This is a genomic window from Pseudomonas sp. BCRC 81390 (assembly GCF_030341915.1).
In the GTDB taxonomy this organism is placed as follows: Bacteria; Pseudomonadota; Gammaproteobacteria; order Pseudomonadales; family Pseudomonadaceae; genus Aquipseudomonas.
Genome location: NZ_JATAAG010000091.1, coordinates 23,440 through 42,015 on the forward strand (window position 1 = coordinate 23,440; position 18,576 = coordinate 42,015).

At 62.6% G+C, this 18,576-nt stretch carries 16 protein-coding genes; 2 read left to right on the forward strand and 14 right to left on the reverse strand.

Features of this window, described 5'->3' with window-relative positions:
- From pyk to gcl, 5 genes are all read right to left on the reverse strand, one after another.
- Positions 1–1,406, reverse strand: a 1,406-nt coding sequence (gene pyk, locus QSV36_RS25220) for a pyruvate kinase (RefSeq protein WP_289135799.1), incomplete at its 3' end; no start/stop codon positions are given.
- Positions 1,403–2,677, reverse strand: a complete 1,275-nt coding sequence (locus QSV36_RS25225) for a glycerate kinase type-2 family protein (RefSeq protein WP_289135801.1) — start codon at positions 2,675–2,677, stop codon at positions 1,403–1,405. The genes pyk and QSV36_RS25225, both read right to left, overlap by 4 nt.
- A 233-nt stretch (positions 2,678–2,910) precedes the next feature.
- Entirely contained in the window at positions 2,911–3,804 is an 894-nt protein-coding gene (locus QSV36_RS25230) for a 2-hydroxy-3-oxopropionate reductase (protein ID WP_289135803.1), read from the reverse strand.
- Between the two features lie 81 nt (positions 3,805–3,885).
- On the reverse strand, positions 3,886–4,710 hold the full coding sequence (gene hyi, locus QSV36_RS25235; RefSeq protein WP_289135805.1) for a hydroxypyruvate isomerase: 825 nt from the start codon (positions 4,708–4,710) through the stop codon (positions 3,886–3,888).
- A gap of 69 nt (positions 4,711–4,779) precedes the next feature.
- The gene (gene gcl, locus QSV36_RS25240) at positions 4,780–6,555 is read right to left on the reverse strand and encodes a glyoxylate carboligase (protein WP_170031015.1); all 1,776 of its coding nucleotides are present in this window, start codon (positions 6,553–6,555) and stop codon (positions 4,780–4,782) included.
- Positions 6,556–6,811: 256 nt separating this feature from the next.
- Between gcl and QSV36_RS25245 the strand changes: the two genes are divergently transcribed.
- Positions 6,812–7,252 carry a GlcG/HbpS family heme-binding protein gene (locus QSV36_RS25245; protein WP_289135808.1) on the forward strand — a complete coding sequence of 147 codons (441 nt, stop codon included), beginning with the start codon at positions 6,812–6,814 and terminating at the stop codon, positions 7,250–7,252.
- Positions 7,253–7,370: 118 nt separating this feature from the next.
- On the opposite strand, the gene QSV36_RS25250 is transcribed toward QSV36_RS25245, so the two are convergent.
- Positions 7,371–7,982: a TetR/AcrR family transcriptional regulator gene (locus tag QSV36_RS25250; protein WP_013973538.1), complete on the reverse strand. Its 612-nt coding sequence runs from the start codon at positions 7,980–7,982 to the stop codon at positions 7,371–7,373.
- A gap of 132 nt (positions 7,983–8,114) precedes the next feature.
- Between QSV36_RS25250 and QSV36_RS25255 the strand changes: the two genes are divergently transcribed.
- A complete protein-coding gene (locus tag QSV36_RS25255) occupies positions 8,115–9,023 on the forward strand; it encodes a DUF808 domain-containing protein (RefSeq protein WP_289135811.1) in 909 nt (302 codons plus the stop codon).
- Here QSV36_RS25255 and QSV36_RS25260 read toward each other — a convergent pair.
- From QSV36_RS25260 to puuE, 8 genes are all read right to left on the reverse strand, one after another.
- A complete protein-coding gene (locus QSV36_RS25260) occupies positions 9,013–10,956 on the reverse strand; it encodes an LTA synthase family protein (protein WP_289135813.1) in 1,944 nt (647 codons plus the stop codon). The genes QSV36_RS25255 and QSV36_RS25260 overlap by 11 nt on opposite strands.
- 392 nt (positions 10,957–11,348) lie before the next feature.
- A complete protein-coding gene (locus QSV36_RS25265; protein WP_289135815.1) occupies positions 11,349–12,131 on the reverse strand; it encodes an outer membrane protein OmpK in 783 nt (260 codons plus the stop codon).
- 350 nt (positions 12,132–12,481) lie between these two features.
- Complete coding sequence (locus tag QSV36_RS25270) at positions 12,482–13,267, reverse strand: outer membrane protein OmpK (RefSeq protein WP_289135817.1); 786 nt, start codon at positions 13,265–13,267, stop codon at positions 12,482–12,484.
- 153 nt (positions 13,268–13,420) lie between these two features.
- The gene (locus QSV36_RS25275; protein WP_186688431.1) at positions 13,421–14,773 is read right to left on the reverse strand and encodes a nucleobase:cation symporter-2 family protein; all 1,353 of its coding nucleotides are present in this window, start codon (positions 14,771–14,773) and stop codon (positions 13,421–13,423) included.
- A 207-nt stretch (positions 14,774–14,980) separates the two neighbouring features.
- Complete coding sequence (locus QSV36_RS25280; RefSeq protein WP_289135820.1) at positions 14,981–16,309, reverse strand: urate hydroxylase PuuD; 1,329 nt, start codon at positions 16,307–16,309, stop codon at positions 14,981–14,983.
- Between the two features lie 59 nt (positions 16,310–16,368).
- Positions 16,369–16,872: an ureidoglycolate lyase gene (locus tag QSV36_RS25285; protein ID WP_056801462.1), complete on the reverse strand. Its 504-nt coding sequence runs from the start codon at positions 16,870–16,872 to the stop codon at positions 16,369–16,371.
- A gap of 57 nt (positions 16,873–16,929) precedes the next feature.
- The gene (uraD, locus tag QSV36_RS25290; protein WP_289135822.1) at positions 16,930–17,445 is read right to left on the reverse strand and encodes a 2-oxo-4-hydroxy-4-carboxy-5-ureidoimidazoline decarboxylase; all 516 of its coding nucleotides are present in this window, start codon (positions 17,443–17,445) and stop codon (positions 16,930–16,932) included.
- Entirely contained in the window at positions 17,445–18,371 is a 927-nt protein-coding gene (puuE, locus tag QSV36_RS25295; RefSeq protein WP_170030999.1) for an allantoinase PuuE, read from the reverse strand. Before puuE ends, uraD begins: the two co-directional genes overlap by 1 nt.
- Positions 18,372–18,576: the final 205 nt, after the last annotated feature.

Here is an 18,576-nt window from a genome sequence, read left to right on the forward strand (position 1 = left end):
GTTTCGATCCGCAGCGTATTAGTCGACCCCGGCTTGCCGAACGGCACACCGGCGGTGATCAGCAGCGTGTCGCCACGGCTGGCCATGCCTTGCGCCTGGGCAATTTCCAACGCGGTGGAAACCACCTCGTCCACCTGGCGCAGGCGGTCGTTGACCACCGAGTGCACGCCCCACGCCACGCTCAGGCGGCGCGCGGTGTTCAGGTTCGGCGTCAGGTTGAGGATCGGTGCCCGTGGGCGCTCGCGCGCAGCACGCAAGGTCGAGGCGCCCGACTCGCTGTAGTTGACCAGCACCGCCACCGGCAGGATGCCGCTGATACGGCGGATCGCGCAGCTGATGGCGTCCGACACGGTGGCTTCGGCCTTCGGCCGGCCCACGTCGAGCTGGGCCTGGTAATCCGGCCCATTCTCCACCTGGCGGATGATCTTGCTCATCATCTGCACGGCTTCCAGCGGGTAATCACCGGAAGCGGTCTCGGCCGACAGCATCACCGCATCGGCACCCTCGGCCACGGCGTTGGCCACGTCGGTGACTTCGGCACGGGTCGGGGCCGGCGAGAAACGCATGGATTCGAGCATCTGCGTGGCCACCACCACCGGTTTGCCCAACTGGCGGCAGGTGCCGATGATGCGCTTCTGGATCTGCGGCACGCTTTCCGCCGGCACTTCCACGCCGAGGTCGCCACGGGCCACCATGATCGCGTCCGACAGCTCGGCAATGGCTTGCAGTTGCTCGACTGCCGAGGGTTTCTCGATCTTCGCCATCAGGTAGGCGCGGTCACCGATCAGCTGGCGTGCTTCCGTGATGTCTTGCGGGCGCTGGACAAACGACAGGGCCACCCAGTCCACGCCCAGTTCCAGGCCGAAGGCCAGGTCGCGGCGGTCTTTTTCAGTGAGCGGCGAGAGGTCGAGTACCGCTTGCGGCACGTTGACCCCTTTGCGGTCGGAAAGCTCGCCGCCGGCCAGCACTTCGGTGTCGATGGCGTCGCTGTGCTTGGCGGTGACGCGCAGGCGCAGCTTGCCGTCGTCGAGCAGCAGGTCCATGCCTGGCTCAAGGGCGGCAATGATTTCGGGGTGCGGCAGGTTCACCCGGCGGTTGTCGCCCGGGGCCTTGTCCAGGTCCAGGCGCAGGGCCTGGCCGCGTTGCAGCTGGACCTTGCCTTCGGCAAAGCGGCCAACGCGCAGCTTCGGCCCCTGCAGGTCCATGAGAATGCCCAGCGGGTAGTTCAGCTGCTGCTCGACCTCGCGAATCCACTGGTAGCGCAGCGCGTGGTCGGCGTGTTCGCCGTGGCTGAAGTTGAGGCGGAAGATATTCACCCCGGCTTCGACCAGCTGGCGGATGTCGTCGATGCCTTTGATCGCTGGGCCGAGGGTGGCGAGGATCTTCACTTTTTTATCAGGCGTCATGATTGGGCAGTCTCGAGAATCAGGATGGCGCGGAAGTCGTTGACGTTGGTGCGGGTTGGCTCGGTGACGATCAGCGCATCCAGCGCGGCGAAGTAGCCGTAGCCGTTGTTGTTGTCCAGCTCGTCGCTGGCCGACAGGCCCAGCGCTTCGGCGCGGGCGTAGCTGCCCGGGGTCATGAAGGCGCCGGCGTTCTCTTCCGAGCCATCGATGCCATCGGTGTCGCCGGCCAGGGCATATACCCCTGGCAGGCCCTTGAGGCTCTCGGTGAGGCTGAGCAGGAATTCGGCATTGCGCCCGCCACGGCCATTGCCACGTACGGTGACGGTGGTTTCGCCGCCGGACAGGATCACGCATGGGGCCTTCAATGGCTGGCCATGCTGGACGATCTGTCGGGTGATGCCTGCGTGCACCTTGGCCACTTCGCGCGACTCGCCTTCCAGGTCGCCGAGGATCAGTGGGCTGAACCCGGCCTGGCGGGCCTTGACCGCAGCGGCCTCGAGCGACTGCTGGGGTTTGGCGATCAGCTGGAAGTGGCTGCGGGCCAGGGCCGGGTCATCGGCCTTGACGGTTTCCGAGGCTGGGTTGTTGAGCCAGTCGATGACCGCTTTGGGGGCCTGGATGTTGTAGCGCTTGAGGATGGCCAGGGCATCGGCCGAGGTGCTCGGGTCGGCCACGGTGGGGCCGGAGGCGATCACCGTGGCGAGGTCGCCCGGTACATCGGAAATGGCATAGGTATAGACCGTGGCCGGCCAGCAGGCCTTGGCCAGGCGGCCGCCCTTGATCGCCGAGAGGTGCTTGCGCACGCAGTTCATCTCGCCGATGGTGGCGCCGGACTTGAGCAGCGCCTTGTTGATCTGCTGCTTGTCGGCCAGGGTCAGGCCTTCGGCTGGCAGGGCCAGCAACGCCGAACCACCGCCAGACAGCAGGAAGATGACGCGGTCGTCTTCGCCGAGGTTGCTGACCAGGTCCAGCACGCGCTTGGCCACGGCCAGGCCGGCGGCATCGGGGACCGGGTGGGCGGCTTCGACCACTTCGATCTTCTGGCAGTTGGCGCCATGGCCGTAACGGGTGACGACCAGGCCGGAGACTTCGCCCTGCCAGCTTTTCTCGACCACTTCGGCCATGGCGGCGGCGGCCTTGCCGGCGCCGATGACGATGACCCGGCCGCTACGGTCGGCGGGCAGGTAGGGTTCGAGGACTTGGCGCGGGTGGGCGGCGGCGATGGCTGTGTCGAACAGCTCGCGGAGAAGTTTTTGCGGATCGACCGACATGGCAGGCTCCCAGTTTATTGTTGTTCTGCACAATCAAGAACGCCCCTGGAACTGCCTCCGTGCAGGCCGAACCAGGGGCGGGTGTTGCTCGGGTTCACCCATGAACCTGTGATGGCAGGTTCATCGATGCTGGCTTCTTCGCGGGTGAACCCGCTCCCACAGGTACTGCACAGGCTGCAAGATGGGTGCGTCCCTGTGGGAGCGGGTTTACCCGCGAAGAGGCCGGTAAGGTCTTACTGGTCGTCGCGGATCGAGAAGTTGGCCATGTGCTCCAGGCCTTTGATCAGCGCCGAGTGGTCCCAGTTGCCGCCGCCCAGGGCCTGGCAGGTGTTGAACACTTGCTGGGCATTGGAGGTGTTGGGCAGGTTGATGCCCAGCTCCTTGGCGCCCTGCAGGGCCAGGTTGAGGTCTTTCTGGTGCAGGTTGATGCGGAAGCCTGGGTCGAAGGTGCCCTTGATCATGCGCTCGGCATGCACTTCGAGGATTTTCGACGAGGCGAAGCCACCCATCAGCGCTTCACGCACCTTGGCGGGATCGGCGCCGTTTTTGGCGGCGAACAGCAAGGCTTCGGCCACGGCCTGGATGTTCAGGGCAACGATGATCTGGTTGGCTACCTTGGCGGTCTGGCCGTCGCCATTGCCGCCTACGCGGGTGATGTTCTTGCCCATGGCTTCGAACAGCGGCAGGGCGCGCTCGAAGGCTTTCGGGCAGCCACCGACCATGATGCTCAGGGTCGCGGCCTTGGCACCCACTTCACCACCGGATACCGGGGCATCCAGGTAGGCGGCGCCAGTGGCCTTGATCTTCTCGGCGAAGGCTTTGGTCGCGGTCGGCGAGATCGAGCTCATGTCGATCACTACCTTGTTCGGGCCCACGCCTTCGGCCACGCCGTTGTCACCGAACAGGACGCTTTCGACCTGAGGGGTGTCCGGTACCATGATGATGATGAACTCGGCTTCCTGGGCCACTTCCTTCGGATTGGCCAGGGCCACTGCGCCAGCGGCGATCAGGTCGGCTGGGGCTGCGTCGTGGTGGGTGGAAACGAAGATGCTGTGACCTGCTTTCTGCAGGTTCTGCGCCATGGGCTTGCCCATGATGCCGGTGCCGATGAAACCGATTTTAGCCATGACGATGTGCCTCTTTGTATTTGTTTAACCTGACCGCGGGCCTGCCCTGTGGGAACGGGCTTGGCCCGCGAATGCGATAGATCAGGCAATGGAGGTGTCTTTGCGGGCGCTTTCGCGGGGCAAGCCCGCTCCCACATGCGTTTCCAGCCAGCCCAGACCCGCTTCGGTGGTGGTCAGCGGCTTGTACTCCGCGCCCACCCAACCCTGGTAGCCAATGCGGTCCAGGTGCTCGAACAGGAAGCGGTAGTTGATCTCGCCGGTGCCGGGTTCGTTGCGGCCCGGGTTGTCGGCCAGCTGGATGTGGTTGATCAGTTTCAGGTTGGTTTCCATGGTCCGCGCCAGGTCACCTTCCATGATCTGCATGTGATAGATGTCGTATTGCAGGAACAGGTTGTCGCTGCCCACCTCGGCCTGGATCTCCAGGGCCTGCTGGGTGGTGTTCAGGTAGAAGCCCGGAATGTCGCGGGTGTTGATCATTTCCATGACCAGGCGAATGCCGGCGGCTTGCAGTTTGTCAGCGGCAAACTTCAGGTTGTCGACGAAGGTCTTGCGCACATCGGCGCACTGCCGGCCTTGCGGGCGGATGCCGGCCAGGCAGTTGACCTGGGTATTGCCCAGCACCTTGGCGTATTCGATGGCCTTGTCGACCCCGGCGCGGAACTCTGCGACGCGGTCCGGGTGGCAGGCGATGCCACGCTCGCCTTTGGCCCAATCGCCGGCCGGCAGGTTGAACAGCACCTGGGTCAGGCCGTTGGCCTGCAGCTGCTGCTTGATCTCGGCGGCGCTGAAGTCATACGGGAAGAGGTATTCGACGCCGCTGAAACCAGCATTGGCGGCAGCCTTGAAGCGGGCCAGGAAGTCCTGTTCGGTGAACAGCATGGACAGGTTGGCAGCGAAGCGAGGCATGGTGTGTCTCCTTGCGGTGAAGGCCCCCGGCGCCCCTGCAACAGGGGCCGGCACGGGGGCGTCAGGCGATCAGTCGAGCAGCGAGATGGCGGTAGGCGCGTCGTTGCCGACCAGGGCCAGGTCTTCGAACTCGTTGACCGCGTTGATCTCGGTGCCCATGGAAATGTTGGTCACGCGCTCGAGAATCACTTCGACCACCACCGGCACACGGAACTCTTCGGCCATCTTCTGTGCCTTGAGCAGGGCAGGGGCGATGTCTGCCGGCTCGAACACGCGGATGGCCTTGCAGCCCAGGCCCTCGACCACGGCAACGTGGTCGACACCGTAGGTGGCGGCGTCGGTGGCGTTGATGTTCTCGAACGCCAGTTGTACACAGTAATCCATGTCGAAGCCACGTTGCGCCTGACGGATCAGGCCCAGGTAGGCGTTGTTCACCAGCACGTGTACGTACGGCAGGTTGAACTGCGCGCCTACTGCCAGCTCTTCAATCATGAACTGGAAGTCGTAGTCACCCGACAGCGCGACCACCTTGCGTTTCGGGTCGGCCTTGACCACGCCCAGGGCAGCAGGGATGGTCCAGCCCAGCGGGCCGGCCTGGCCGCAGTTGATCCAGTGGCGTGGCTTGTACACGTGCAGGAACTGCGCACCGGCAATCTGCGACAGGCCGATGGTGCTGACGTAGCAGGTGTCCTTGCCGAACACCTGGTTCATTTCTTCGTAGACGCGCTGCGGCTTGACCGGCACGTTGTCGAAGTGGGTCTTGCGCTGCAGGCTGGCCTTGCGTTGCTGGCAGTCTTCCAGCCAGGCCTTGCGGCACTTCAGCTTGCCTGCGGCCTTCCACTCGCGGGCCACTTCGAGGAACACGTCCAGCGCCTTGCCGGCGTCGGAAACGATACCCAGGTCCGGGGTGAACACGCGGCCGATCTGGGTCGGTTCGATGTCGACGTGGATGAACTTGCGGCCTTCGGTGTAGACGTCGACCGAGCCGGTGTGGCGGTTGGCCCAACGGTTACCGATGCCGAACACCAGGTCGGATTTCAGCAGGGTGGCGTTGCCATAGCGGTGCGAGGTCTGCAGGCCGACCATGCCGACCATCTGCGCGTGGTCGTCGGGGATGGTGCCCCAGCCCATCAGGGTCGGGATGACCGGCACGCCGGTCAGTTCGGCGAACTCGACCAGCTTGTCGCTGGCGTCGGCGTTGATGATGCCGCCACCGGCAACCAGCAACGGGCGCTCGGCGTCATTGAGCAGGGCCAGGGCTTTTTCGGCCTGTACGCGGGTGGCGGACGGCTTGTGCACGGGCAGCGGTTCGTAGGCGTCGATGTCGAATTCGATCTCGGCCATCTGCACGTCGAACGGCAGGTCGATCAGTACCGGGCCTGGGCGGCCGGTGCGCATTTCATAGAAGGCTTTCTGGAACGCATAAGGCACCTGGCCTGGCTCCAGAACGGTAGTGGCCCACTTGGTCACCGGCTTGACGATGTTGGTGATGTCGACTGCCTGGAAGTCTTCCTTGTGCAGGCGCGCGCGCGGCGCCTGGCCGGTGATGCAGAGGATCGGGATGGAGTCGGCCGAGGCACTGTACAGCCCGGTGACCATGTCGGTGCCGGCCGGGCCGGAGGTACCGATGCACACGCCGATGTTGCCCGGGTTGGCGCGGGTATAACCCTCGGCCATGTGCGAGGCGCCTTCGACGTGGCGAGCGAGGACGTGATCGATGCCACCGACTTTCTTAAGGGCCGAGTACAACGGGTTGATGGCAGCCCCCGGGATGCCGAACGCGGTATCTACACCTTCACGGCGCATGACCAGAACGGCTGCATCGATTGCTCTCATTTTGCTCATGGTTTGTGCCTCATCGATTTTGTAATTGTATACAACTTGCTTTGCGCCAGAGTGTATTCATGGCTGGCCGCTCAGGTCAACGGGTTTTCGTCGGCAGCGGATGCTTTCGTTCGAGCGCCCCAGAAAACGGGCGTTTGCGCTATCGCATACGATCGTTTCAAAATATTGTATACAAAAAATCAACTCGTTGTGTTCTATTGGTCCTATTGTTTTCAACTGCCCTCAGGGCTTCTCACAACAAGAAGAGGACCTTTCCATGAACGCTTTGAACCTGAAAGTCGCGGTCAGCCTGGTGGATGCCGCGCTGGCGGCGGGCCGCAAGATCAATGCTGCACCGCTGACCGTGGCGGTACTGGACGCCGGCGGCCACCTGCTGGCGCTGCAACGTGAGGACGGTGCCAGCCTGATTCGCCCGCAGGTGGCTACTGGCAAGGCCTGGGGCGCGATTGCGCTGGGCAAGGGCTCGCGCTTGCTGGCGCTGGATGCGCAGCAACGGCCAGCGTTCTTTGCCGCGCTGAACGGCTTGGGTGAACGGCCGGTGGTGCCGGCGCCGGGTGGCGTGCTGGTGCGTGATCAGGACGGCAAGGTGCTGGGGGCGGTAGGGATCAGCGGGGATACCTCGGATATCGACGAGCAGTGTGCGATCAGTGCGATCGAGGAGGTGGGGTTGCGCGCGGATGCTGGGGTAGCAGCCTAGCGCCCTATTACCTGTTCCGACCTTTCGCGGGCGCGCCCGCTCCCACAGGGCCCCCACAGGCTTCCGAACTGTGGTGATCCTGTGGGAACGGGCGTGCCCGCGAATGGCCTTTGGGGGCTCAGGCTACTTCGGGCTCACAACCCTTGAGCACCATGCGGATGATGGTCTCGGCTGCCGCATCATAATCGCTGTCGGCCAGCTTGGCCTTGCCGGTCACCGCCGAAATCTGCCAGTCGAAATCGGCATAGGTCTGGGTCGCTGCCCAGATGCTGAACATCAGGTGATGCGCGTCGACATGGGCGATCTGCCCGCGGTCGATCCAGCGCTGGATGCATTCGATGTTGTGCCGGGCCTGCTCGTTCAGCTGCGCCACCTGGTTCGGCGACAGGTGCGGGGCGCCGTGCATGATCTCGCTGGCGAACACCTTGGATGCATGCGGCAGGTCGCGCGAAATGCGGATCTTCGAGCGAATGTAGGCGCTCAGCACTTCTTTCGGGTCACCGTCGGCATTGAACGGGGTCGACGCCTGCATGATCGGCGCGATGATGCTTTCCAGCACCTCGCGGTAGAGGTTGTCCTTGGACTTGAAGTAGTAATACACGTTCGGCTTGGGCAGGCCGGCCTTGGCCGCGATATCGCTGGTCTTGGTGGCGGCGAAGCCCTTGTCGGCGAATTCCTCGCTGGCCGCGCGCAGGATCAGTTCCTTGTTGCGCTCGCGAATGGTGCTCATGGTCAGGGATCTTCCTCGTGTCTGGCCACCTCTAAGAGGGATCGGGCATGGTAGCACCGGGCTCGACGGGGGCTCAAGGCAGCGGCTTTGCGCTAGAATCGGCAGCATTCATTCATCCGGAAGCAGACAAACATGGCAGGAAGCAGTCTACTGGTACTGATCGACGACATCGCCACGGTGCTCGATGACGTCTCGCTGATGACCAAGGTAGCGGCAAAAAAGACCGCAGGTGTGCTGGGCGATGACCTGGCGCTGAACGCCCAGCAGGTCACCGGCGTGCGCGCCGACCGCGAGCTGCCAGTGGTATGGGCGGTGGCCAAAGGGTCACTGCTGAACAAGGCCATCCTGGTACCGGCGGCGCTGTTGATCAGTGCGTTCATACCCTGGGCGGTGACGCCGCTGCTGATGCTGGGCGGGGCCTACCTGTGCTTCGAGGGCTTCGAAAAGCTGGCGCACAAGTTCCTGCATAGCAAGGCAGAGGACGAGGCGCAGCACGAGGCGCGCAAGGAGGCGGTGGCGGATGCCAAGGTCGACCTGGTGGCGTACGAGAAGAGCAAGATCAAGGGCGCGGTGCGCACCGACTTCATCCTTTCCGCGGAAATCATCGCCATTACCCTGGGCATCGTTGCCGATTCGCCATTGAGCCAACAGGTCATCGTGCTGGCGGGCATTGCGGTGGTCATGACCATCGGTGTGTACGGGCTGGTGGGCGGCATCGTCAAGCTCGATGACCTCGGGCTGTGGATGACCCGCAAGGCATCCCGCCTGGCCCAGGCCGTGGGTAATGGCATCTTGTGGGCCGCGCCGTACATGATGAAGAGCCTGTCGGTGATCGGTACTGCGGCGATGTTCCTGGTCGGCGGCGGGATCCTGGTGCATGGCATCGTGCCGCTGCATCACGCCATCGAGGCGTTCAGCGAAGGGCGCGGTGGTGTGCTGACCAGTAATTTGCTCAATGGCGTGGCCGGCGTGCTGGCCGGGGCCGTGGTACTGGCCGCGGTCAGCATGGTCGGTAAGCTGTGGCGGGCGGTCAGGGGTTGACTGCCATGCCGCTCTGGTTCGGCTTCCAGGCCAGCAGGCCCTCGCTGAAACCGTAGGCAGCACTCTGATAATAGGCAATGGCGCGGCGGATCAGCGGGTTGTCCTGGGTTGCCCGGCTTTCACGGCTGTTGCCCAGCGCATCCTCATGCACACGCATGCCGCCGCGCGGGCTGAGGATGGCTAGGTCGTTGCCGTCGAACAGTCCCAGATGCTGGTAGTTGCCGATCAACACGCGTGGTGGCAGGGTGTCGTCCTTGAGCAGATCGCGGCCGAAGAACGTCGAGGTGTAGTCGAAGTTGAGCAGGCCCAGCAAGGTAGGCGCAAGGTCGATCTGGCTGGCCAGCTTGGCCTCTTCGCGGGGTGCGATCAGTTTCGGTGCGTAGATCCACAGCGGGATCTGGTAGTTGTTCACCGGCAGGTCCTCGACGCCTGCGCTGCCTGCCGTATGGTCGGCGACGAAGACGAACAGGGTGTTGTCGAACCACGGCTTGCCCTTGGCCTGCGCGAGGAACTGCGCAATGGCATGGTCGGTGTATTTCACCGCACCTTCGCGTCCTTCACCGGAAGGAATATCGATGCGGCCGTCCGGGTAGGTGTAGGGGCGGTGATTCGAAGTGGTCATCAATTGCAGGAAAAATGGCTTCTGCCTGGCGTAGTCGGCATCGGCGAGCTTGAGTGTTTGCCGGTAGAGGTCTTCGTCGGCCATGCCCCAGGCGTTCTTGAAGCTGATGTCGCTTTCATCGACGCTGCTCTGGTCGACGATGCGGTAGCCGTTGCCGCTGAAGAAGGCATTCATGTTGTCGAAGTAACCGCGTCCGCCGTAGACGAACACGGCGTCGTAGCCTTTGGCTGCCAACTGCTGACCAAGGCTGGCGTAGCCGCTTTCACGGCCGATGCGCTTGACGATCGAGCGGCCTGGCGTGGGCGGGATCGCCAGGGTGATGGCTTCCAGGCCCCGGTCGGTGCGGGTGCCGGTGGCGTAGAAATTGTTGAAGTACAGGCTCTCGCGACGCAGGGCGTCGAGATTCGGTGTCAGGTTGCGCGGATCGCCGTTGCTGCCCAGGTACTTGGCACTGAAACTCTCGATAGTCACCAGAATGACATTCAACCTGCGTGGTTGGCCGTTGGCGCTGATGTGGCGGCGGATGTCCTCGGGCTGCGTCCCCTGGAAGCTGGCATTGGGTTCGGCCAGTTCCTGGTGCATCTGCGCGCCGATGTCACTGGCACCGATGCTGGCGTAGAACTGCGAGTAGTCCAGCTCGTTGTTACGGAACGCAGCGAAGAACTGGTAGGGGCCGTTACTGGCGAGTTCACGCTGGTAGGCGTTGCCACCTTCGCCGCGTGGAAATTGCTGGTCGACCAGCAACCCGTTCATACCGCCCAGTACCGCCAGCAGGGTGATACCCAACAGGCGCTGGCGTCCGCTCGCGAGCGGGCCGTCAAGCACCTGGGACAGTGGCTTGCGCAGCATCAGGGCGAGTACCAACGCAACCACGGCGATGGCGCTGAGCAGTGTCGGCAGCGGGTAGGACTCGCGGATGTTGTCCAGAACCTCCTTGGAATAGATCAGGTAGTCGACGGCGATGAAATTGAAGCGCACGCCGAATTCGTCCCAGAACAGCCATTCTGCCACCGCGACGAACAGCATGACGAACAGGCTGGCTATCAGCGATGCACCGAGCAGCCAGCGATGGGCGCGGGTGCGCCAGAGGGCATTCGGACACAGCGACAGGTACAGGCCTAGCGGCAATGCGGCATATACCAGGAAGCTCAGGTCGTAGATTGCCCCGTCGAAGAATATGGACACATAGTTGCCACCGACCTCATCCAGATGAGTAATCAGCAACAGGAAGCGTGTGAGCAGGAAGATACCGAACCAGAGTACGCAGTTTAACAGCAGATAGCGCCATGGCGCAGCGAGTGTGTTACGCATGAAGTTGGCCTGTTTTCTTTCTTTTGTTGTGCGAAGAAAAGCAGGTTAGTTCATGGCTTGCAAAAAAAATGTCAAAATTGCCGATGCGTTGAGCGTGCCGGTTTTTTGTGCAAGAAGTTGTGCGCCGGCATGACAGGGATTTCCCGCAGTGCATTGACCGACGTCAGGAGGCGAAGGCTTGTTTGTCCAGCTGGTATGGGCCTTTGGCATAGGCTGCAGTGCCAGGTGAAATCGTTGCCAGTGATGTTGGCGCTGGCGCTATCGCTATTCAAGCGCTTACTTTATAGGCAACTTTATCGCAAGTTAGAAAGTGCCGAAAGGCCTGTAAGCTTATGCGTACAAGTGCGAGTTGAAGGCGCCGTTGGATAACGGCGCCGTCGGGGATCAGTCGATCAGAAGTGCACCTTCACCAGGAAACTCATGGTGTTCTGGTCGGTGGTAAAGGCATCGGAGTCCTTGATGCCGTACTTGTTTTTCCAGTAGTCGTATTCCACACCCACGTACAACTGCTTCTCACCCAGGTGCAAGGCCTTGCCCAGGTCGTACTTGATCTGCGGGTTGAAGTGCAGGTTGGCCTGGTAGGTGCCGCGGCGGTTCTCGTCGTTGTCCACCACCCAGTCCATGAAGCCGTCGATCAGCACGTCGGAAGAACCGACCGGGATGGTGTACGACCACACCGGGGTAATCTGCCACACGTTGTCGCCGGCACGGCTGCCATCGGTGGTGCGGTTGTAGAAGTTCAGCTGGAAGTAGTCGAAGCCGGGGATGGCCAGGTCGAAGCCGGGGCCGATCAGGTACGCCTCGGTGTCACCCTCGCCGAACTCGTAGGTCATCGCCAGCAACACGTCCTTGACCGGGCCGAACTCGAGCTTCTGGTCGAAGATCTTGCCGAAGGACAGGCGCGGGCTGATCTCGCCGTAGTAGGTATTCGGGCCATTGCCCGCGTCTTTCTGGCCCTGGTAGAAGATCTTGTCGACGAAGATGAAGTTGTCGCCGTACTTCCAGGCGTCGGCATGCTCGAAGGTAACCGTTTGCTGGATCGCCGGGTTGACCTTGAAGTTCTTGCCCCACAGGTAGGTCAGGCTGTTGTTCTGCCATTGCAGCAGGTCGCCGCCGAAGGTGGTGCCGCAGGCCAGCAGGCCGCCGGCGAGGATCAGGCTGTTGATGGTACGCATTGCGAGTTTCGCTCCCTTGATTGATCTGTTGTCAGCGCGTTATCGCGCTTTTTTTGTCTTTCGAGTCAGTTTTTTTCGATAGGCCACAGCTGTTTGGCAAGGGTTGAGCCAACTTTCCCGGGCTGGCAAAACCTTCCTGCTCGACTTCGTTCTGAACGGATGAAAAGGGTCTTTCAGGCTGGCAACACGTTCGCCAACCGCCCGTATTCATTGACTGAGCGGTCAGTAAACGCAGGCAGAATCCGTTCTGCCCTGATCGAGGGGGCGCGCAGATTACTGGCTTGCGCGCCGTGCCTCAAGTGCTCCGTCCTGGAGCGCGACGGACCAAACTTGTGCGTTTGGTCAGTTTTTTAGAAGTGCACCTTGACCAGGGCACTGGTGACGCTCTGGTTGCTGTCGACGTTGCCTTGGCTGTCGATGCCGTACTTGTCCTTCCAGTAGCTGTACTCGATGCCCACGTACAGCTGCTTGGCGCCCAGGCCAAGGGCTTTGCCGAGGTCGTACTTGACCTGCGGGTTGAACTGCAGGTTGGCGTGGTAGGTGCCGCGACGGGTCTGGTCGTTGTCCACCACCCAGTCCATGTAACCGTCGATCAGAATGTCGGATTTGCCCACCGGCACGGTGTAGGACCAGGCCGGGGTAATCTGCCAGACATTGTCACCGGGGCGGCTGCCTTCGGTATTACGCAGGTAGAAATTCAGGGTGAAATAGTTGAAGCCGGGCATTGCCAGGTCGAAGCCGGGGCCGATCAGGTAGGCCTCGTTGTCGCCCTCGCCGCGCTCGTAGGTCATGGCAACCAGCACGTCCTTGATCGGACCCAGTTCGAATTTATGGCCGGTGATCTTGCCCAGCGACAGGCGCGGGCTGAACTCCCCGTAATAGCTGGTGACGCCTTTGCCGGGGTCGGCCTTGCCGTTATAGAAGACCTTGTCGACGAACATGAAGGTGTCGCCGTACTTCCATTTGTTGGCGTGCTCGAAGGTGATCGTCTGCTGGATGCGGGGGTTGACCTTGAAGTCCTTGCCGTACAGGTAGGTCAGGCTTTCGCCGTGCCACTGCAGCCATTCCCCGGCGTGGGTGGGGAGGGTGGCCAGCAGGCTGCTGCCCAGCAAGAGGGACGAGGTGATGCGTTTCATGTTGTGGTTCCCGGACTTATTGTTTTTGTTGGGTTTTTTTGGCGCGCAGGCGCCCCGGGCGGCCCATTCCGGCGGGCCGACGGTGCAGCGTTTACAACGAGGTCGAGGCAGGGGCGGCAATGCGCCGCCCCCTGTTGCTCCAGGCGGGTTGCTTCAGTGCTGGTGGCAGGCGTTGTGCGCCGCGCGATCGGCACCGCCGAGGATGTTGAACAGCACGTTCAGCACCAGCGCACTGACCGTGGCCATGGCAATGCCACTGTGGGTGATGGGTTCCATCCACTGCGGCATCTGGGCGAAGAACTCCGGGCGCACCACGGGGATCAGCCCGAAGCCGACGCTCACCGCAACCAGCAACTGGTTGCGGCGGTCGCCGATGTCCGCCTCCTGCAGAATCTTGATCCCGGTGGCGGTAACCATGCCGAACATGGCGATGGAGGCGCCGCCCAGTACCGCAGGCGGGATCGAGGCAATCAGCAAGGCCGCCTTGGGCAGCAGGCTGAGCAGAATCAGCAGCGCGCCGGCCACCACGGTGACGTAGCGGCAGCGGACCCCGGTCATCTGCACCAGGCCGATGTTCTGAGCGAACGAGGAGTGGGTGAAGGTGTTGAAGAAGCCGGCAACGAACGATGCCCCGGCATCGCACAACAGGCCGCGACGCAGCATGCCTGGGGTCACTTCACGGCCGGTCACCTTGCCCAGCGCCAGGAACATGCCGGTGGACTCGACGAAGATGATCACCACCACCAGGCACATGGACAGGATCGGTGCCAGGCTGAAGGTCGGCATGCCGAAGTGCAGTGGGGTAACCACTTGCAGCCACGGTGCCTGGCTCAGGCCCGACAGGTCGACCATGCCGATGGCGCCGGCGAGGATGTAGCCCAGGCCCATGCCTACCAGCACCGACACGTTGACCCAGAACCCACGCATGAAGCGGTTGATCAGCAGGATCACTGCCAGCACCAAGCCGGCCACCAAGAGGAAGATCGGCGCACCGAAGGTACCTGCCTGCTGGCCGCCACCGGCCCAGTTGACTGCCACCGGGAACAGCGACAGGCCGATCGAGGTGATCACCGTGCCGGTGACCAGGGGTGGGAAGAACCGTACGACCTTGGACATGAACGGCGCGATCAGCATGCCGAAGAACCCGGCCGCGATGGTCGCGCCGAAGATCCCCTGCAGGCCCACGCCGGGCATGCCGGCCATGGCCACCATGCTGCCGACGGCAGCGAAACTGGCCCCCATCATCACCGGCATGCGGATGCCCACCGGGCCGATACCGAATGACTGGATGATGGTGGCGACACCCGCTACCAGCAGGTCGGCGTTGATCAGGAAAGCGACTTCTTCACGGGACAGGCCGGCGGCCTGGCCGATGATCAGGGGCACGGCGATCGCGCCGCCGTACATCAGCAGGACATGTTGCAGGCCAACCAGGATCAGCTGGAGCAGGGGCAAGGGCTCTCGCGGCGGCGCAACAGGGATATACGCCTTGCGTGACTCGGACATGCAGCACCTCGAGTTTTGTTTTTATTCTCGGATCCAAGCGCCGGCACCAAGCGGCAGGCTCACGCTGTGGAGAGCCTGGGGTTACCGCCTGGGGCTGACGCTCGATGCTTGCTTGTTGCGTGTATCTTCAGGTTCGAGGCCGGGCGTGCCGGCCTCTTCGCGGGTAAACCCGCTCCCACAGGAAGCGGTGTTGCCCCGACAGGTGTTTCAGTTGACCGGCGCGCCCTTGGCGATCCAGTCACCGACGAGCTTGCGCTCTTCGGTGGTCATCTGGGTGATGTTGCCCAGCGGCATGATCTGGCTGGCGACCGCTTGCGCCTGGATGCGCGCGGCCTGGGCCTGGATCTGCTGCGGGGTGTCGAACATCACGCCGGCAGGCGCGCTGCTGAACAGTGGGCTGGTCGGCTTGGACGAGTGGCACACGGTGCAGCGTTCCTGGATGACATTGTGGATCTTGTCGAAGCTCTCGCCGCCTGCCTGGGCCGTGGCCTGGGCTGGGGCTTCGGCGGGCGCGGCAGGCGCTGCGGCAGCCTTGGCGGCGTCCTCGGCGCGTTGCTCGGCAGCGGTCTTGCCACCGACAGCGGTCGCCGGCAGCGGCTGGTACTCGACCTTCGCTGCGGCCTGCTCAGGGCTTACGGCCATCGGCTTGGGGCCAGTGACGTAGGCCAGGCAGATCATCGCCAGCGCGCCGACCGGCAGGGTCCAGGCGTACTTGTTGCTGTCGTGGCGGGTGTTGAAGTAGTGGCGGATCAACACCGCGGCTACTGCGATACCGGCCAGGATCAGCCAGTTGTACTGGCTACCGTAGGTGCTCGGGAAATGGTTGCTGATCATGATGAACAGCACCGGCAGGGTGAAGTAGTTGTTGTGGCGCGAGCGCAGCAAACCCTTGGCCGGCAGTACCGGATCGGGGGTGGTGTTGTTCTCGATCGCGGCCACCAGCTGGCGCTGGGCCGGCATGATGATGCGGAACACGTTGCCGACCATGATGGTGCCGATGATCGCGCCGGTGTGCAGGTAGGCACCACGGCCACTGAACACCAGGCTGAAGCCCCAGCACGCGGCGATGATCAGCACGAACAGCACACCGCCGAGCAGCGCTGGCTTCTTGCCCAGGGGCGAGTCGCACAGGAAGTCGTAGATGAACCAGCTGGCGATCAGCGAACCGATACCGATGGCCACGCCCTCGGCACCGCTCAGGGTGCTGCCAGGGGCCAGCAGGTACAGTGCCGGGTTCCAGTAGAACACCACGCACAGCAGGGCGATACCGGACATCCAGGTAAAGTAGGCTTCCCATTTGAACCAGTGCAGGTTCTCGGGCATTTTCGGCGGCGCCAGCTTGTACTTTTCAAGGTGGTAGATACCACCGCCGTGGATGGCCCAGAGGTCACCCGACAGCCCCTCGCGCGGATTGCTCCGGTTCAGGTTGTTTTCCAGCCAGACGAAATAGAACGATGCACCGATCCAGGCGATACCGGTGATCATGTGAACCCAGCGAATGCTCAGGTTCAGCCATTCGTGAAGGTGTGCTTCCACAGTATGTACCTCTTGCCGGTCACCCGCTCAGGCTGGGCCTTTGCATGACCGACCTTTTCTTATTGGTGGGGATTGAGGATCAGCATCTGTTCCTCGGTGAAGTAATGCTCGTCGCAGTTGTTGCCAGAACCGCTGCGATCAACCACCAGGAAGTCATCCCGCTTTTCGATCGTCAGCACCGGGTGGTGCCAGACGCCGCGATGGTAATTAACGCCCTGCCTGCCATTACTGCGGAAGGCGCGGACCAAGCCTGATACAGGTGCATCGCCAACCGGCGCGACCACGATCAGAAAGGGGTTGCCGAGCAGCGGGATGAAAGCCTGGCTGCCCAGCGGATGGCGTTCCAGCATGCGCACGGTCAGCGGCATGTCCAGCGCGTCGGCGCGGAAGATGCTGATGATCGCCTTGTCTTCAGGCTCGGCGGTTTCCACCGTGGCGAGCTTGTGAAAGCGCATGGTCGAGCCGTTGTTGATCATGAAGTGGTCGCTGCCATCGGTTTCGATCACGTCTCCGAAGGGGGCGAAGGCTTCTTTGCTCAGGGGCTCGATCATCAGGGTGCGCATGCGGATATCTCTTCTATGTTCGTTGTTCTGGTTCAGGTTCAAGCGTTGCCGCGCCGGTTACAGCTGCAGCAGGCGGAACAGGGCGATCAGGTTGATCTGCGCCAGGGCTTCCTTGAATTCGGCATCGGCGTCGTTGTGGATGCGTTTTTCGAAAGCGGCGAGGATCTGGTGCCGGTTGCTGCCTTTCACCGCCATGATGAACGGGAACTGGAATTTGGCCTTGTAGGCATCGTTCAGCTCGGTGAAACGGGCGAACTCTTGCGCGGTGCACTGGTGGATACCGGCACCGGCCTGCTCGTTGGTGCTCGACTCGGTCAGTTCGCCCTGGATGGCCGCCTTGCCGGCCAGGTCCGGGTGTGCGTTGATCAGTGCCAGCTGCTCGGCGTGGCTGGCGCTGAGCAGGATGTCGCTCATGCGCTGGTGCAGCGCCTCGATCTCGTCCAGTTCAGCCAGCTGGCCCAGGTCGTAGGCCTTTTCCGCAACCCAGGGCGAGTGCTCGTAGATGTCGGCGAAGGCCTTGACGAAGGCTTCACGGTCCAGGGCGGATGGCTTGAGGGTCTTGAAGGCGGTCATCAGGCGTTCTCTTTCTGGTACGGGTGGGTGGTGTGCCAGTGGCGGGCGATGTCCACGCGACGGGCGAACCAGACCTGGTCATGGCTTTTGGCGTAGTCGACGAAACGCTTCAGCGCGGCCAGACGCGCGGGGCGCCCGACGAGGCGGCAATGCAGGCCGATCGACAGCATCTTCGGTGCTTCGGCACCTTCGGCGTACAGCACATCGAACGCGTCCTTGAGGTACTGGAAGAACTGCTCGCCGCAGTTGAAGCCTTGTACCTGGGTGAAGCGCATGTCATTGGTATCGAGGGTGTAGGGGATCACCAGGTGCGGCTTGCCGGTGGGGTTGTTCGGCTCCCAGTAGGGCAGGTCGTCGTCATAGGTGTCGCTGTCGTAGAGGAAGCCACCTTCCTCCATCACCAGGCGGCGGGTATTCGGGCCGGTGCGGCCGGTGTACCAGCCCAGCGGGCGTTCGCCGGTGATTTCGGTGAGGATGCGGATGGCTTCGAGCATGTGCTCGCGCTCCTGGGCCTCGTCCATGTACTGGTAGTCGATCCAGCGGTAGCCGTGGCTGCAGATCTCATGGCCGGCTTCGACCATGGCGCGGATCACGTCGGGGTGGCGCTGGGCGGCCATGGCCACGGCGAAGATGGTCAGCGGTACGCCGCTGTCCTTGAACAGCTTCAGCAGGCGCCACACGCCGGCGCGGCTGCCGTACTCGTAGAGCGATTCCATGCTCATGTTGCGCACGCCCTGCAGCGGCTGGGCAGCGACCATTTCTGACAGGAACGCTTCGGATTCCTTGTCACCGTGCAGAATGTTGCGTTCGCCGCCTTCTTCGTAGTTGAGAACGAACGACAGCGCGATGCGAGCGTTGCCCGGCCATTGCGGGTGTGGAGGGTTGTTGCCGTAACCGATCAGGTCGCGAGGATAGTCAGCGCTCACTGCAGTCTTCCTTCTTGTGCGTTGTGCGGGGGTGGGCGGGCCGCGTCGGGATGTCGCACCACCGGATGGGCTGATTGTATACAACTTCTGAAATCTTTTGTAAGCCTGTTTTTCCGCATTTCTTCCCTTTTGTCGCTTGGCAGCGGCCCGTAATTTCGTTGCAAGAAACCTGCCTGTTTGGTCAGCTTGTAACGTTGTCGTCGGC

Coding starts and splice junctions, on each gene's coding strand:
- uraD (WP_289135822.1), bottom strand. CDS start 17,445: ATGACCGCCTTCAAGACCCTCAAGCCATCCGCCCTGGACCGTGAAGCC.
- QSV36_RS25275 (WP_186688431.1), bottom strand. CDS start 14,773: ATGTCCGAGTCACGCAAGGCGTATATCCCTGTTGCGCCGCCGCGAGAG.
- QSV36_RS25270 (WP_289135817.1), bottom strand. CDS start 13,267: ATGAAACGCATCACCTCGTCCCTCTTGCTGGGCAGCAGCCTGCTGGCC.
- QSV36_RS25250 (WP_013973538.1), bottom strand. CDS start 7,982: ATGAGCACCATTCGCGAGCGCAACAAGGAACTGATCCTGCGCGCGGCC.
- hyi (WP_289135805.1), bottom strand. CDS start 4,710: ATGCCTCGCTTCGCTGCCAACCTGTCCATGCTGTTCACCGAACAGGAC.
- QSV36_RS25225 (WP_289135801.1), bottom strand. CDS start 2,677: ATGTCGGTCGATCCGCAAAAACTTCTCCGCGAGCTGTTCGACACAGCC.
- QSV36_RS25255 (WP_289135811.1), top strand. CDS start 8,115: ATGGCAGGAAGCAGTCTACTGGTACTGATCGACGACATCGCCACGGTG.
- QSV36_RS25230 (WP_289135803.1), bottom strand. CDS start 3,804: ATGGCTAAAATCGGTTTCATCGGCACCGGCATCATGGGCAAGCCCATG.
- QSV36_RS25260 (WP_289135813.1), bottom strand. CDS start 10,956: ATGCGTAACACACTCGCTGCGCCATGGCGCTATCTGCTGTTAAACTGC.
- QSV36_RS25245 (WP_289135808.1), top strand. CDS start 6,812: ATGAACGCTTTGAACCTGAAAGTCGCGGTCAGCCTGGTGGATGCCGCG.
- QSV36_RS25265 (WP_289135815.1), bottom strand. CDS start 12,131: ATGCGTACCATCAACAGCCTGATCCTCGCCGGCGGCCTGCTGGCCTGC.
- gcl (WP_170031015.1), bottom strand. CDS start 6,555: ATGAGCAAAATGAGAGCAATCGATGCAGCCGTTCTGGTCATGCGCCGT.
- QSV36_RS25285 (WP_056801462.1), bottom strand. CDS start 16,872: ATGCGCACCCTGATGATCGAGCCCCTGAGCAAAGAAGCCTTCGCCCCC.